Here is a 14892-nt window from a genome sequence, read left to right as displayed (position 1 = left end):
TCAACCCTTAATTTCAGGATATTTGACTCTCATCGCCGCCGTGACTCTGTGATGTTGTTCACATGTTCCGTGTCGATGGAGGCGCATTATAGGGATCTCTTTTTATTGCACAACCCTTTTTTCGATCTTTTCTACTGACTGATTAGTTTTCGCCCTTTTCGCTGCGATCGTGTTCGATCTCGCCTGTTTTTGACGGTTTCCCTCCTTGCCATCGGTTAAGAAAGCAGCCACAGTCTATCTACGAAGAGAACTTCCAGAGGTGTTTATGTCCGCAGTATTACGACCTTTTCAAAAAACTTACCCTAAAGTCGGCCAACGAGTGATGCTTGATAGTTCAAGCGTAGTAATTGGCGATGTACGTCTTGCCGATGATGTGAGTATCTGGCCGCTAGTCGCCATTCGTGGTGACGTTAACTATGTCGCTATTGGTGCTCGTAGCAATATTCAGGATGGCAGTGTTCTACACGTCACGCATAAATCCGCCTACAACCCGGAAGGCAATCCGCTAGTTGTCGGCGAAGATGTAACTGTTGGACACAAGGTCATGCTGCATGGCTGCACTATTGGCAATCGAGTGCTTGTCGGTATGGGGTCGATTTTGCTGGATGGAGTAGTAATAGAAGATGACGTAATGATTGGTGCGGGAAGTCTGGTGCCACAACACAAGCGACTTGAAAGTGGCTACCTTTATTTGGGCAGTCCGGTTAAACAGATTCGCCCGCTCACACCAGAAGAACGGGAAGGCTTAAAATACTCAGCCAATAACTATGTACGATGGAAAGATGAATACCTTATTCAGGAAAGCCAGACCCAGCCTTGACCGTCATCTTCGTCTTCGGCAATCATAGCCTCAGCTTCTTCTTCCAGGTCCCAACGATGAAGACGAAAGTGCTCGAGCCATGATTCCTTATTATCGCCACCATAGCGGCTGGCGATAATCTCCCCGGAAATGCCACACATCACTTGAAACCCATTTACTACCGCTGGAAAGCATATAGCCTGGAGCTGATCGTCCCACCATTCACGATCGGGAAACTGGATCGCCTGGTTCACTGCGACATTTCCTGTTTTAGCTTCTCTATTACGGGTGCAATTTCAGGTAATCTTCCATGCCACAGTAAAAATGCATGGGCAGCTTGCCCCACCAGCATTCCCAAACCGTCAGCGTAGTGTTGAACGCCGTGTTGTTTGCACCAAAGCAGGAAGGGTGTTTCACCCTTTTGGTAGAACATGTCGTAGCAATAAACGTTGCGCGAAAGCAGCGACGCCGGGATTGCTGGAATATCACCGGCGATTCCGCTCGAAGTCGCATTGATAATGAGATCAAATTCATGACCATCGAGGTCACACTGCGCCAACGCCTTAATACTGCCGGTGTGGCTAAAGAGCTTCGCGAGTTCTTGTGCCCGGGAAAGAGTTCGGTTAACTATCGTTACTGCGCAATCAAGCGAAAGCAATGGCAATAATACCCCTCTTGCCGCGCCACCAGCACCTAACAACAAAATACGCTGCCTCGGTTTAATGAAGGACAACCGTTCCAGGTCGGTTAACAACCCAATACCGTCAGTGTTGTCCCCCAACAGGCGGCCATCGTCCAGCCGTTTGAGAGTATTCACCGCTCCGGCTAATGCTGCACGTTCAGTCAGTTCATCTGCCCGAGCGAATGCCTGCTCCTTAAAAGGAACGGTAATGTTGATGCCTTTGCCGCCAGCCTGGAAAAATTGCTCCAGTGTTTCATTAAAAGCATCAACAGGTGCCAACACTCGACCATATGGATGCTCGATTGTTAGTTGCTCAGCAAACATCTTGTGTATTTGCGGTGATTTGCTGTGCTGAATTGGGTTACCAAAAACGGCAAAGGTTTCCATTAATTAAATTACCCCTGGCGGAAAAGTTGGCCGGTCAAAGCGTCACGAATTTCAGAAGGATTCTGGCGGCCTCCGGTATCACCACGTAATACCGGGAAGTTATCGCCAAATTGCAGCGACACTTCATCAGCAGTGCGACACGGAGGCAGGCCGGATAAATTGGCACTGGTGGAAACCAAAGGTTTGCCAAACGCCTCGCATAAATCGCGGACTAAAGGGTGGTCCGTGACTCTCACAGCCAGGGAATCAAACCGCCCTGTCAGCCAGCGCGGCGTTGAAGGAAGTGCAGGAAAAACAAAAGTCACAGGTCCTGGCCAGCAAGAAAACACATCGTCTCGCTGCTTTTGTGAAAGTGCGGAGCTATCTATATAAGGAACAAGTTGCTCGAAATTCGCAGCAATCAGAATAAGGCCTTTGTCGACAGGGCGATGTTTTAACTCAAGCAAACGCGTAACGGCTAATTCACTGTCAGGATCACAACCGACACCGAATACAGCTTCGGTTGGATAAGCGATGACTTGTTGTTCTTTTAAGGCGGCAACGATCTCTACGAGTTGCTCTTTTTGCAGGTTTGTCTTCACAAGCTTTTATTCCGCCGTTACCGGCTTTCCACATTGTTTACTGGCACAAAGATGTTTTAAGCCCTGTGCGGTTTTCTTTTCGATAAGTAAAGGATAGTGACATGCAGGGCATTCGCCCGCTACCGGTTTGCTGTTGATAACAAACTGACATGTCGGGTAGCTATCACAAGACCAAAATGTTTTGCCAAATCGGGAACGGCGCTGGACTAATTTTCCCTGCTGGCATTGGGGACAATTGATTGCCGTTTCATCTGGTTTGTCGATAACTTCCGTGTGCTCGCAGGAAGGATAGTTGCTACAACCAATGAACATACCAAAACGCCCCTGGCGTAGAACAAGGTTCTCCTGGCATAACGGGCAGAGCTGGCCTTCCAGTACTTTAACTATATGGCCGTCAGCCTGGTTTTTTAGCGGACGCACATAATCGCATTCCGGGTAATGAGAACAGCCAAGAAAAGGGCCATGTTTACCGGAACGAATCACTAACCCTGCCCCGCATTGAGGACAGGGTTCATTTTTAGGCACAGTGAACAGTGCTGATTTGGTCATAACATCTCGTGCTGCGACTTTAATTTAGTGCAGCATACCTTCATTTACTTCGAAGAGTAATTCTTCCATTTGTTGATATGCGTTTTCACAACCCGGAATATTGAACAGTACCATTAGCACCACCCACTTTAAGTCTTCCAGCTCAAACTCAGCGGTGTCTAGCGCCAATACTCGTTCAATGACCATTTCACGGGTTTCGAGATTCAGCACCTGAATCTGTTCCAGGAACAGTAAAAACCCCCGACAAGTTGCATCAAGTCGCTGGCATTCTTCTGCGGTATACATACGCATAGAAAGAGGATCAGCGGCCAGTTGCATGGGTTCAGTCAGACCATCTTGATAGTCCGCCAGCTTTTCAAGCCATACAAGAGCGTTATAAATGTCTTCGTGATCAAAACCAGCATCGGCGAGATCACGCGTCAATTTATCTTGATCAACTCGCATTTCCACTTCGTTGTGGATGTAGGTTTCAAATAAGTACATTAGTACGTCGAACATGGCATGCCCTCCTCAATCGGACATAGCCGCCGGGTACAGCTGCGATCCATCCTGCTAACTCCAGTTCGAGTAGCTGGGCTACCGTAACTGGCACAGGTTGGCCGGCACGTTCAGCGACGACGTCAACAGGTGTAACCTCATCTCCTACGTTAGCCAACAGCTCAGGAAATGGCAATGTACGATCCCCTTCATTGTGTGAATATATTAATGCTTTGTGAGGTGACGGAAGCCATTGCAGCTCGTTTTCCAGATACTCGAGAATATCTGAAGGACGGCTCACAAGAGTTGCCCCCTGCTTAATCAACCAATGCGGGCCTTCGCTCCCCGGGCTTCCCACGGCCCCAGGTAACGCAAACAATTCACGGCCTTGTTCGAGGGCATAACGCGCTGTCACCAACGAACCGCTGCGCTCACTCGCCTCCACAACAAATACAGCCCGGCTTAGACCACTAATGATGCGATTTCTGCGAGGGAAGTTACCAGGATACGGCGAGGTCGTAAGTGGAAACTCAGATATTACCGCCCCCCCTTCAGCAATGATCTGCTGACCCAACTGCTTATGCCGTTTGGGGTAGATTTCTGCCAGACCGTTTCCCAATACCGCGACTGTTTTCCCATGAACATTGAGTGCTGTGCGGTGTGCTACCGCGTCAATACCCAAAGCCAGGCCACTGGTTATTGTTAACCCAGCTGTAGCGAGTGGCTCACAAAACATTCGGCACCAACGTTCGCCGTAAAGAGTAAGGCCGCGATTACCCACTACAGCAAGCTGATTACTGGAAAGAAGCGCCACATCACCCGCGACAAATAGCGCTGCGGGGTAGCAGTCGATTGCTCGTAGTTGCTCGGGATATGCTGGGTCATCTGCAGTCAGGAGATGATGATTAGGTTGTTCAAGCCAACTGAATGATGCTTCCAACTCTTTATTACTGAGTGCCAGAAACTGAGATATCTGTGGAGCAGACAACCCCGCTTTATCCAGCGAGAATGCCGAATACTCTGGTTCACTCATTAAGAAATGGGCAATTTTTAATAGCTTATCGCCACTCAAGCTTTGAACAGCCATAAGGCGTAACCAAATCTCTTTTGTTGGCATAACTTCCCCCTGCCATAAGCTATAAAAGCAATCCTTGCGATTGGTCACTGATGCTGTCAATCAGGCGGGGAAATGTCTAGAATAGAGGTAATAATCTTTCTATCAATTGAACACAGCTCTGGATATTTATGTCAGTTTTGCAGGTATTACATTTTCCGGACGAGCGCCTTCGCACTGTTGCGACGCCGGTTAAAGAGGTGAATGCGGAGATTCAGCGGATTGTCGATGACATGTTCGAGACAATGTACGCAGAGGAAGGTATTGGCCTGGCAGCAACGCAGGTGGATATCCATCAACGTATTATCGTGATTGATGTTTCCGAGAATCGCGATGAACGCCTGGTGTTGATTAACCCTGAACTGCTGGAAAAAAGCGGTGAAACAGGTATCGAAGAAGGTTGTCTGTCTATTCCTGAACAACGTGCGCTGGTTCCACGTGCGGAAAAAGTCAAAATCCGCGCGCTCGATCGTGAAGGTAAGCCGTACGAACTCGAAGCTGATGGCCTGCTGGCTATCTGTATCCAGCACGAGATGGATCACCTGGTTGGTAAACTTTTCGTCGATTATCTTTCGCCGTTGAAACGTCAGCGTATTCGTCAGAAACTGGAAAAAATGGCTCGTCTGAATAAGAGCGCCTAATCCATCACAAAAGGGAATAATGTGTCTGATTCACTACGTATTATTTTCGCTGGCACACCTGACTTCGCAGCGCGTCATCTAGATGCGCTGTTGTCTTCTCAGCACCAGGTTGTTGGCGTATTCACACAACCCGACAGGCCCGCTGGACGTGGTAAAAAGCTGATGCCGAGTCCGGTCAAAGTGTTGGCGACGGAAAAGAGTATCCCCATTTTTCAACCTGCGTCATTGCGCCCTGCTGAAAATCAGGAATTGGTTTCCAACCTGGATGCGGATGTGATGGTTGTCGTGGCTTACGGTTTGATTCTGCCAAAAGCAGTTCTTGATATGCCTCGCCTGGGTTGCATCAATGTGCACGGGTCACTGCTGCCACGCTGGCGCGGTGCGGCACCTATCCAACGTTCGTTATGGGCAGGTGATGCTGAAACTGGCGTAACTATCATGCAGATGGATGTTGGTCTGGATACTGGCGATATGCTGGTTAAACTCGCATGCCCAATTGAAGCAACAGATACCAGTGCAACGTTGTACGATAAACTGGCAGATCTTGGTCCTCAGGGATTACTGGAAACATTAAGCCAGTTATCAGCAGGCACTGCAAAACCTGAAACTCAGAATGAAGAATTAGTGACTTACGCTGAAAAGCTCAGCAAGGAAGAGGCCCGCGTCGATTGGTCACTTTCTGCGGCACAGCTCGAGCGCAATATCCGTGCATTTAACCCGTGGCCAATGAGTTGGCTGGAAATTGACGGTCAACCTGTCAAAATCTGGCAAGCATCCGTGATTAACCAGCCTGCTAAAGCAACTCCTGGAACAATCATTGAAGCCAGTAAGCAGGGTATTCAGGTGGCAACAGGTGAAGGAATTTTAAATCTGGAATCGCTTCAACCCGCAGGTAAAAAAGCAATGAGCGCTCAGGATCTTCTGAACTCTCGCAGCGAATGGTTTAAGCCAGGCGCGCTTCTCGCCTGATAAAAGAAATTCTTTGCGCCCAGGTCAAACACCTGGGCATTTTTGTTTTTAAGCGCCGGAAAACCAGAGCGTTGTTATGAAAAAAACACTAAATCTTCGCAGTATGGCCGCACAGACGATTGAACAAGTTGTGGAACAGGGACAGTCACTCAGCAATGTCCTACCAGCCATGCAACAAAAAGTCTCTGACAAAGATAGAGCCTTACTACAAGAACTTTGCTTTGGTGTATTACGCACCTTGCCGCAGCTAGAATGGCTGATTGGCAAATTGATGTCCCGTCCAATGACCGGCAAGCAACGCACCATCCACTATCTGATTATGGTGGGTTTTTATCAGCTGCTTTATACCCGAATTCCTGCTCATGCCGCTCTGGCAGAAACAGTTGAAGGCGCGGTGGCAATTAAACGCCAGTCGCTGAAAGGGCTGATTAATGGCGTTCTGCGCCAGTTCCAACGGCAGCAAGCAGAATTAATGGCGGAAGCGGCTAAACACGAAAGTCGTTTTTTACATCCTTCCTGGTTGCTGCAACGTTTAAAAAAAGCCTACCCCAATCAGTGGCAATCAATCATTGAGGCTAACAATCAGCGTCCACCAATGTGGCTACGCGTGAACCGTCAGCATCAAACGCGTGAAGAGTGGATGGCATTACTGGCTGAAAAAGGTCTTGAAGGTCATGCTCACCCGCAATATCGCGACGCTGTGCGTCTGGAGGCTCCAGCTCCAGTGCATGCACTGCCTGGATTTGAAGAGGGCTGGGTTACTGTTCAGGATGCTTCGGCTCAGGGTTGTGTTGATCTGCTTGATCCGCAAAATGGCGATACGATCCTGGATTTGTGTGCGGCACCGGGCGGAAAAACGACACATATTCTGGAAGCAGCCCCAAAAGCGCATGTCATGGCAGTAGACATTGATGAACAGCGTCTGAAACGAGTCCACGAAAATCTACAACGTTTGAGAATGACCGCTGATGTGAAAAAAGGCGATGGTCGTTACCCTGAGCAGTGGTGTGGCAACCAGCAATTTGATCGTATTCTTCTTGATGCTCCATGTTCAGCAACAGGGGTTATTCGACGCCATCCAGATATCAAATGGCTGCGTCGTGACCGTGACATCGCTGAATTAGCCGCGCTGCAAAAAGAGATTCTTGAAGCTATCTGGCCAAAATTGAAAACAGGTGGAACACTGGTCTACGCGACCTGCTCTATCCTGCCGGAAGAGAATTGCCAGCAAGTCGCCGCGTTCCTTGCTCTGCATCCAGAAGCAAAACTGGTTGAAACGGGTACAACTGAAAAGCCGGGGATCCAGAATCTACCTTCCCAGGAAGACGGTGACGGCTTCTTTTACGCTAAGCTAATTAAGAGCTGATTCAGTTTGCTGAGTCTTAGGTTTCATCACCCATGAAGCTATAAACAATGAAAATAATAATTCTCGGTGCTGGCCAGGTTGGCGGCACACTGGCAGAAAACCTGGTTGGTGAGAACAACGATATTACCGTTGTTGATACTAATCAGGACCGTCTACGCAGCTTGCAGGATAAGTTCGATTTACGAGTTGTGCAGGGGCACGGCTCGCATCCACGTGTTTTACGTGAAGCAGGTGCTGACGATGCCGATATGCTGGTTGCTGTTACCAGTTCTGATGAAACGAATATGATCGCCTGCCAGGTGGCGTATTCGTTGTTTAACACGCCAAACCGAATTGCGCGTATCCGTGCGCCAGATTACGTGCGTGACGCCGAGCGTTTGTTTAACGCTGAAGCCGTGCCAATTGACCATCTTATCGCGCCAGAACAATTAGTTATCGACAATATTTATCGTCTGATTGAGTATCCTGGTGCGCTTCAGGTCGTGAATTTCGCAGAAGGGAAAGTCAGTCTTGCGGTAGTGAAAGCCTATTACGGTGGTCCATTAGTAGGGAATGCCCTTTCGACAATGCGTGAGCATATGCCGCATATCGAAACTCGTGTCGCCGCTATTTTCCGTCACGACCGACCTATTCGCCCGCAAGGTTCAACCATCGTTGAAGCTGGGGATGAAGTCTTCTTCATTGCCGCATCTCAGCATATTCGAGCGGTGATGAGTGAGCTACAGCGTCTGGAAAAACCGTATAAGCGCATCATGCTCGTTGGTGGCGGTAATATTGGTGCAGGTCTGGCGCAACGCCTTGAAAAAGATTACAGCGTTAAGCTTATTGAACGCGATCCACAGCGCGCAGCCGAACTTGCGGAAATGCTGCAAAATACCATCGTATTTTACGGCGATGCTTCCGATCAGGAGCTGCTGGCTGAAGAGCATATCGAGCAGGTAGATTTGTTTATCGCCGTCACCAACGATGATGAAGCAAATATTATGTCTGCTATGTTGGCTAAACGTATGGGAGCCAAAAAAGTTATGGTTCTTATTCAACGTAAAGCTTACGTGGACCTTGTGCAGGGCAGTGTAATTGATATTGCAATTTCACCGCAACAAGCCACCATTTCGGCACTTCTGGGGCACGTGCGGAAAGCTGATATCGTGAGCGTTTCATCTTTGCGCCGTGGTGTAGCCGAAGCGATTGAAGCCGTTGCTCACGGTGATGAGAGTACTTCACGTGTAGTAGGACGCTCTATTGATGAGATAAAGCTTCCACCAGGGACGATTATCGGTGCAGTAGTTCGTGGTAATGACGTTATGATCGCAAATGACAATTTACGCATCGAACAAGGTGACCATGTCATTATGTTCCTGACAGATAAGAAATTTGTTAGCGATGTAGAACGCCTGTTCCAGCCAAGTCCATTCTTCCTGTAGTCACTTTTGGGCAGATTACATTTCTGCCCATTTCACTTTCAATCTCGATAAACCTTACTAAAGCTATTGAATTGGCGATAAATTCTTATTTCCTGATGTAATGGCAATCGAGTCATCATTTGTTAGACTTATTAACGTCAGCCGGAACAAGGAGAGAAAAATGAGCATGTTAAAAGAATTTCGCGAATTCGCGATGCGCGGAAATGTTGTTGATTTGGCAGTGGGTGTCATTATTGGTGCAGCATTCGGGAAAATCGTTTCGTCTCTGGTCGCAGATATTATTATGCCACCACTGGGGTTATTGATTGGTGGCGTTGATTTTAAACAATTCGCTATAACGCTAAGACCCGCAATTGGAGATATTCCGGCAGTGGTAATGCATTACGGCGTATTTATTCAAAATATTTTTGACTTCGTGATCGTTGCTTTCGCAATCTTCATGGCAATCAAAGCGCTAAACCAACTGAATCGTAAGAAAAAAGAAGAACCTGCAGCGCCACCGGCGCCAACCAAAGAAGAAATATTACTCAGCGAAATCCGCGATCTGCTTAAACAGCAGAATGAGCGAATCTGATTGCGCTAGTTAAAACAGGAAGGCCAGTGGTAAAAAAGCAATTTGCTTGTTTGCCACTGGCCTCCCAGTTACCTCGTTTTGCATGTTTTGCTGTTCGTTGATAACTACCCTTCCCTTTCTTATTCTGCTCAACTCGTTGGCGAAACAGCGGATCATGCAGCAAAGCCTCGATAGCATTATCCCTGATGACACCTTTTTTATGCTGATACTTACTCATAAAAACTCCAGATAGATTAAAATAACGGCATTATTCTATGCCTGCACATATCGGACTGCAATTTATTCTTTTCGCTGCCTCGCACCTTGCTCAAGCGCCTCGAGAATTGAACAATACTCACTGCTATGAGCGCTGCCACAGCAGGCATCATTCAGTCTTTGTAGTGACCTTTTCATATGCTGTAATTCTTTAATTTTCGACTCAACTTCGAGCAGCCTCGACTGCACAATGCTCTTTGATTCCTGGCATGTATGATGTTCGGGATCAACTCGGATAGACAAAAGTTCACGGATCGTTTCAAGAGTGAAGCCTAACTGCTTGGCATAACGGATGAATTTCAAACGCTGTAAATCACTTTCGCTGTAAAGTCTGAATCCACCTTCAGTCCTGACTTCATGAGCCATCATTTGCTGCTTTTCGTAATAACGAATGGTATCAGGTGTAACGTCCGCCAGTTTGGCCAACTCTCCAATACGAAACATATTCATTCCTCATCAATTTTATGAAGTAACGTATGTTGTTCCTGCTGGTAAGAGATACAACAAAGATACGATGAATTAATGCCGGAGGGGAATTTCAGATATAAAAAAACCGGGCAAGCCCGGTTTTTTCACGTTACTACAGATTACTCTGCAGCAGCTTCTGTTTGAGATTCGGCGCGGTCAACCAGCTCGATGTAAGCCATCGGAGCGTTATCACCAGCACGGAAGCCACACTTAAGAATACGAGTGTAACCACCAGTACGCGCTGCAAAGCGCGGACCCAATTCATTAAACAGTTTTGCCACGATCTCGTTATCACGAGTGCGGGCGAATGCCAGACGACGATTAGCAACGCTATCAGTCTTGGCAAGAGTAATCAGCGGCTCAACTACGCGACGCAGCTCTTTCGCTTTAGGCAGAGTCGTCTTGATGATCTCATGACGAACCAGTGAACCTGCCATGTTGCGGAACATAGCCTGGCGATGGCTGCTGTTGCGGTTCAGTTGACGACCACTCTTACGATGGCGCATGACCTTATCCTTCTCAGTAAAACCTTAACCTGTGATCCGGTTACTCGTCAGCGATGCTTGCCGGTGGCCAGTTTTCCAGGCGCATGCCCAGAGACAAACCACGGGAAGCCAGCACGTCTTTAATCTCAGTAAGAGATTTTTTACCCAAGTTAGGCGTTTTGAGCAGCTCAACTTCGGTACGCTGTACCAGATCACCGATATAGTGGATAGCTTCTGCCTTAAGGCAGTTAGCAGAGCGGACAGTCAATTCCAGATCGTCAACAGGGCGCAGCAGGATCGGATCGAATTCTGGTTTCTCTTCTTTAACTTCTGGTTGACGTACATCACGTAAGTCAACGAAAGCTTCAAGTTGTTCAGCCAGAATGGTTGCCGCACGACGAATCGCCTCTTCAGGATCGATTGTGCCGTTGGTTTCCATTTCGATGACCAGCTTATCCAGGTCGGTGCGCTGTTCTACACGCGCAGCTTCAACATTGTAGGCAATTCGCTCTACAGGGCTGTAGCAAGCGTCGACCAGCAAACGTCCGATTGGGCGCTCATCTTCTTCCGAATGAATTCGGGCAGAGGCCGGCACATAACCGCGACCGCGCTGAACTTTGATACGCATGCTAATAGATGCGTTCTCATCGGTCAGGTGGCAGATCACATGCTGCGGCTTGACGATTTCGACATCACCATCATGGGTGATATCGGCTGCAGTCACAGGGCCAATGCCAGACTTATTCAGAGTAAGAATAACATCATCTTTACCTTGAACTCTCACCGCCAGCCCTTTCAGGTTGAGCAGGATTTCCAGGATATCCTCCTGAACGCCTTCTTTGGTGCTGTACTCATGTAGTACACCATCAATCTCAACCTCTGTCACCGCGCAACCCGGCATCGATGAGAGCAGAATACGGCGCAGTGCATTACCAAGAGTATGGCCAAAGCCACGCTCTAAAGGCTCAAGGGTCACCTTGGCGTGCGTCGAACTCACTTGCTCGATATCTACCAGGCGCGGTTTTAGAAACTCTGTCACAGAACCCTGCATTGTGTCCTCTCTTTGGTACTAAGCCTTACTTGGAGTAAAGCTCGACGATCAGGTGTTCGTTAATGTCCGCAGACAGATCTGTACGCTCAGGCTTACGCTTGAACACACCTTCCATCTTAGCAGCATCAACTTCCAGCCAGGTTGGCTTTTCACGCTGTTCAGCCAGCTCCAGAGCGGCCTTCACGCGAGATTGCTTTTTGGCTTTCTCACGGATGCTAACTACGTCATTCGGAGTTACCTGATAAGAAGCGATGTTAACAACGCGACCATTTACCATTACTGCTTTGTGGCTAACGAGCTGACGTGATTCTGCACGAGTAGCACCGAAGCCCATACGGTAAACAACGTTGTCAAGACGACCTTCCAGCAGAGCCAACAGGTTTTCACCGGTGTTGCCTTTCAGACGAGCTGCTTCTTTATAGTAGTTACGGAACTGACGCTCCAGAACACCGAACATACGGCGAACTTTTTGCTTTTCACGCAACTGCACACCATAGTCAGACAGACGCGGTTTACGCGCACCGTGCTGGCCAGGGGCTTGTTCAATTTTACACTTGGTATCGATCGCGCGAACACCAGACTTCAGGAACAGGTCTGTGCCCTCGCGACGGCTCAGCTTGAGCTTAGGACCCAAATATCTTGCCATTTTCTTTCTCCAACATTCCTAAAAACGAGCGTTATACGCGACGTTTTTTCGGCGGACGACAACCGTTGTGAGGGATCGGAGTCACATCAGTAATATTAGTGATGCGGAAACCAGCGGCGTTCAGAGCACGAATAGTAGATTCGCGGCCTGGACCCGGTCCCTTAACCATAACTTCAAGGTTCTTGATACCGTATTCTTTCACAGCTTCTGCGCAACGCTCTGCTGCAACCTGAGCTGCGAACGGAGTGGACTTGCGAGAGCCACGGAAACCGGAACCACCGGCAGTTGCCCAACCCAATGCATTACCCTGACGATCAGTAATAGTAACGATTGTGTTGTTGAAAGAAGCATGGACATGAGCCACGCCGTCAGAGACTTGTTTTCTTACACGCTTACGTGCACGAACTGGTGCCTTTGCCATTATTCAATCACCCCGATTATTTCTTGATCGGTTTGCGCGGACCCTTACGGGTACGTGCGTTGGTCTTCGTACGCTGACCGCGTACTGGCAGACCACGACGATGACGCAAACCGCGATAGCAACCAAGGTCCATCAGACGCTTGATGCTCATACTCACTTCACGGCGTAGATCACCTTCAACGACAAATTTGGCAACTTCGTCACGCAGCGTGTCGATTTGTTCTTCAGACAGCTCTCTGATCTTAACATCTTCAGCGATACCCGCCGCAGCACAAATGGCCTTTGAACGAGTCTTGCCTACACCGTAGATCGAAGTTAAAGCGATCACGGTATGTTTTTGATCAGGAATGTTAATGCCTGCTATACGGGCCACTATGCACTCCTACTATTTAGATTATGCGTCCCATACCGAAAAGCCCGTTTTCAGGATACTCAAATGGAAACGCATAGACATACAAAAGATTGGCTGGCTAATCTAGCCAGCTCAACCCAACTTTGCAAGAAAAATATGCGAGATAATCAGCCTTGACGCTGTTTATGCTTCGGTTCGGCGCTGCAAATCACGCGAATAACACCGTCACGCTTAACGATTTTGCAGTTACGACATAATTTCTTGACGGAAGCACGAACTTTCATTTTTACTCTCCGTAACTTCTCAAGCGACTATTAACGGCCGTAGCCTTTCAGATTCGCTTTCTTCAATGCAGACTCGTACTGACTTGACATCATCAGAGTTTGCACTTGAGCCATAAAGTCCATGATAACCACGACAACAATGAGCAGTGAGGTTCCACCGAAGTAGAAAGGCACTTTCATTGCGTCACGCATGAACTCCGGGATTAGGCAGATAAAGGTAATGTACAACGCACCAACCAAGGTCAGGCGGGTCATTACTTTATCAATATACTTCGCCGTTTGTTCTCCCGGACGAATTCCTGGTACAAATGCACCGGACTTCTTCAGGTTATCTGCTGTTTCACGAGGGTTGAAAACCAACGCCGTATAGAAGAAACAGAAGAAGATGATTGCAGACGCATAGAGTAACACATAAAGCGGTTGCCCAGGCTGCAAATACAGCGAAATTGTAGTCAGCCAGTTCCAACCGGTTCCGCCCCCGAACCACGATGCAATCGTCGCAGGGAACAGAATAATACTGGAAGCAAAGATTGCTGGAATAACACCAGCCATATTCACTTTCAGCGGTAAATGCGTGCTCTGCGCAGCATAGACACGACGACCTTGTTGACGTTTTGCGTAGTTTACCACAATGCGGCGTTGACCACGTTCAACAAAAACAACGAAGAAGGTCACTGCGAATACTAGTACTGCAACCAACAGCAACAGAAGGAAGTGCAGGTCGCCTTGCCTTGCTTGTTCGATAGTATGGCCAACGGCCGGCGGCAAACCCGCAACAATACCAGCGAAGATTATGATTGAGATACCGTTACCGATACCACGCTCAGTAATCTGTTCGCCCAGCCACATAAGGAACATCGTTCCCGTGACAAGACTCACAACAGCTGTGAAGTAGAATGCAAAGCCTGGGTTTAACACCAGGCCCTGCATACCAGGCATATTCGGTAAACCGGTAGCAATACCGATTGACTGGAATATTGCCAGCACCAGAGTTCCGTAACGGGTGTACTGACTAATCTTACGACGGCCAGATTCCCCTTCCTTCTTCAACTCTGCTAACGCTGGATGAACCACCGTTAACAGCTGGATAATAATCGATGCCGAAATATACGGCATGATACCCAATGCAAAGATAGAAGCACGGCTGAGAGCACCACCAGAGAACATGTTAAACATTTCAATGATAGTGCCTCGCTGTTGCTCAAGCAGTTTGGCAAGTACAGCGGCATCAATACCAGGGATCGGAATAAAAGAGCCAATGCGGAAAACAATCAGCGCACCGATAACAAACATCAGTCTGCGTTTCAGCTCACCTAGCCCGCCTTTAGCACTTTGAAAATCTAATCCCGGTTGCTTTGCCATCTGCT

The 14892-nt window shown here is 48.2% G+C and carries 21 protein-coding genes; 6 read left to right on the top strand and 15 right to left on the bottom strand.

What is annotated here, in order from left to right:
* The first annotated feature begins 265 nt into the window (after nt 1–265).
* Entirely contained in the window at nt 266–820 is a 555-nt protein-coding gene (locus M2371_RS21425) for a gamma carbonic anhydrase family protein (protein ID WP_172893080.1), read from the top strand.
* On the opposite strand, the gene M2371_RS21420 is transcribed toward M2371_RS21425, so the two are convergent.
* Genes M2371_RS21420 through dprA form a run of 6 tightly spaced genes read right to left on the bottom strand, consistent with a single transcriptional unit; the run spans nt 796 to nt 4592 of the window.
* Nucleotides 796–1053, bottom strand: a complete 258-nt coding sequence (locus M2371_RS21420) for a DUF1488 domain-containing protein (protein ID WP_172893079.1) — start codon at nt 1051–1053, stop codon at nt 796–798. The genes M2371_RS21425 and M2371_RS21420 overlap by 25 nt on opposite strands.
* Nucleotides 1050–1868 carry a shikimate dehydrogenase gene (gene aroE, locus M2371_RS21415; RefSeq protein ID WP_259268633.1) on the bottom strand — a complete coding sequence of 273 codons (819 nt, stop codon included), beginning with the start codon at nt 1866–1868 and terminating at the stop codon, nt 1050–1052. The genes M2371_RS21420 and aroE overlap by 4 nt, the downstream gene beginning before the upstream one ends.
* Nucleotides 1869–1876: 8 nt before the next feature.
* Nucleotides 1877–2449 carry an L-threonylcarbamoyladenylate synthase type 1 TsaC gene (tsaC, locus tag M2371_RS21410; RefSeq protein WP_259268632.1) on the bottom strand — a complete coding sequence of 191 codons (573 nt, stop codon included), beginning with the start codon at nt 2447–2449 and terminating at the stop codon, nt 1877–1879.
* Nucleotides 2450–2455: 6 nt separating this feature from the next.
* The gene (locus M2371_RS21405; RefSeq protein ID WP_034498991.1) at nt 2456–2998 is read right to left on the bottom strand and encodes a type I DNA topoisomerase; all 543 of its coding nucleotides are present in this window, start codon (nt 2996–2998) and stop codon (nt 2456–2458) included.
* Nucleotides 2999–3022: 24 nt separating this feature from the next.
* On the bottom strand, nt 3023–3496 hold the full coding sequence (gene smg / locus M2371_RS21400) for a DUF494 family protein Smg (protein ID WP_034461751.1): 474 nt from the start codon (nt 3494–3496) through the stop codon (nt 3023–3025).
* Nucleotides 3468–4592, bottom strand: a complete 1125-nt coding sequence (dprA, locus tag M2371_RS21395) for a DNA-protecting protein DprA (RefSeq protein ID WP_259268631.1) — start codon at nt 4590–4592, stop codon at nt 3468–3470. The genes smg and dprA overlap by 29 nt, the downstream gene beginning before the upstream one ends.
* A 128-nt stretch (nt 4593–4720) precedes the next feature.
* Here dprA and def point away from each other — a divergent pair, with 128 nt between their 5' ends.
* From def to mscL, 5 genes are all read left to right on the top strand, one after another.
* Complete coding sequence (gene def, locus M2371_RS21390; protein ID WP_034498997.1) at nt 4721–5230, top strand: peptide deformylase; 510 nt, start codon at nt 4721–4723, stop codon at nt 5228–5230.
* Nucleotides 5231–5251: 21 nt separating this feature from the next.
* Nucleotides 5252–6199, top strand: a complete 948-nt coding sequence (fmt, locus tag M2371_RS21385) for a methionyl-tRNA formyltransferase (RefSeq protein ID WP_259268630.1) — start codon at nt 5252–5254, stop codon at nt 6197–6199.
* Nucleotides 6200–6275: 76 nt separating this feature from the next.
* Nucleotides 6276–7565, top strand: coding sequence for a 16S rRNA (cytosine(967)-C(5))-methyltransferase RsmB (rsmB, locus tag M2371_RS21380; RefSeq protein WP_172893074.1), 1290 nt, complete (start codon nt 6276–6278; stop codon nt 7563–7565).
* Nucleotides 7566–7612: 47 nt separating this feature from the next.
* Nucleotides 7613–8989, top strand: coding sequence for a Trk system potassium transporter TrkA (trkA, locus tag M2371_RS21375; protein WP_034499005.1), 1377 nt, complete (start codon nt 7613–7615; stop codon nt 8987–8989).
* A 160-nt stretch (nt 8990–9149) separates the two neighbouring features.
* Complete coding sequence (mscL, locus tag M2371_RS21370) at nt 9150–9563, top strand: large-conductance mechanosensitive channel protein MscL (protein ID WP_172893073.1); 414 nt, start codon at nt 9150–9152, stop codon at nt 9561–9563.
* On the opposite strand, the gene M2371_RS21365 is transcribed toward mscL, so the two are convergent.
* From M2371_RS21365 to secY, 9 genes are all read right to left on the bottom strand, one after another.
* A complete protein-coding gene (locus tag M2371_RS21365) occupies nt 9538–9780 on the bottom strand; it encodes an alternative ribosome-rescue factor A (protein WP_172893072.1) in 243 nt (80 codons plus the stop codon). The two genes, mscL and M2371_RS21365, sit on opposite strands and share 26 nt — an antisense overlap.
* Nucleotides 9781–9842: 62 nt before the next feature.
* The gene (zntR, locus tag M2371_RS21360) at nt 9843–10262 is read right to left on the bottom strand and encodes a Zn(2+)-responsive transcriptional regulator (RefSeq protein WP_172893071.1); all 420 of its coding nucleotides are present in this window, start codon (nt 10260–10262) and stop codon (nt 9843–9845) included.
* Between the two features lie 143 nt (nt 10263–10405).
* Nucleotides 10406–10792, bottom strand: coding sequence for a 50S ribosomal protein L17 (rplQ, locus tag M2371_RS21355; RefSeq protein WP_034461760.1), 387 nt, complete (start codon nt 10790–10792; stop codon nt 10406–10408).
* 40 nt (nt 10793–10832) lie between these two features.
* Entirely contained in the window at nt 10833–11822 is a 990-nt protein-coding gene (locus tag M2371_RS21350) for a DNA-directed RNA polymerase subunit alpha (RefSeq protein WP_034461761.1), read from the bottom strand.
* 25 nt (nt 11823–11847) lie between these two features.
* On the bottom strand, nt 11848–12468 hold the full coding sequence (gene rpsD / locus M2371_RS21345; protein WP_034461762.1) for a 30S ribosomal protein S4: 621 nt from the start codon (nt 12466–12468) through the stop codon (nt 11848–11850).
* Between the two features lie 31 nt (nt 12469–12499).
* Nucleotides 12500–12889: a 30S ribosomal protein S11 gene (gene rpsK / locus M2371_RS21340; protein WP_004138423.1), complete on the bottom strand. Its 390-nt coding sequence runs from the start codon at nt 12887–12889 to the stop codon at nt 12500–12502.
* A 16-nt stretch (nt 12890–12905) separates the two neighbouring features.
* The gene (rpsM, locus tag M2371_RS21335) at nt 12906–13262 is read right to left on the bottom strand and encodes a 30S ribosomal protein S13 (protein ID WP_034461763.1); all 357 of its coding nucleotides are present in this window, start codon (nt 13260–13262) and stop codon (nt 12906–12908) included.
* A gap of 146 nt (nt 13263–13408) precedes the next feature.
* Entirely contained in the window at nt 13409–13525 is a 117-nt protein-coding gene (rpmJ, locus tag M2371_RS21330; protein WP_000868187.1) for a 50S ribosomal protein L36, read from the bottom strand.
* A gap of 30 nt (nt 13526–13555) precedes the next feature.
* Entirely contained in the window at nt 13556–14887 is a 1332-nt protein-coding gene (gene secY, locus M2371_RS21325; RefSeq protein WP_034499015.1) for a preprotein translocase subunit SecY, read from the bottom strand.
* Between the last annotated feature and the right edge of the window lie 5 nt (nt 14888–14892).

Origin of the sequence: Buttiauxella sp. BIGb0471 (assembly GCF_024807715.1) — a bacterium.
Lineage (GTDB): Bacteria > Pseudomonadota > Gammaproteobacteria > Enterobacterales > Enterobacteriaceae > Buttiauxella > Buttiauxella agrestis.
This window is presented reverse-complemented; position numbering and strand designations above follow the sequence as displayed.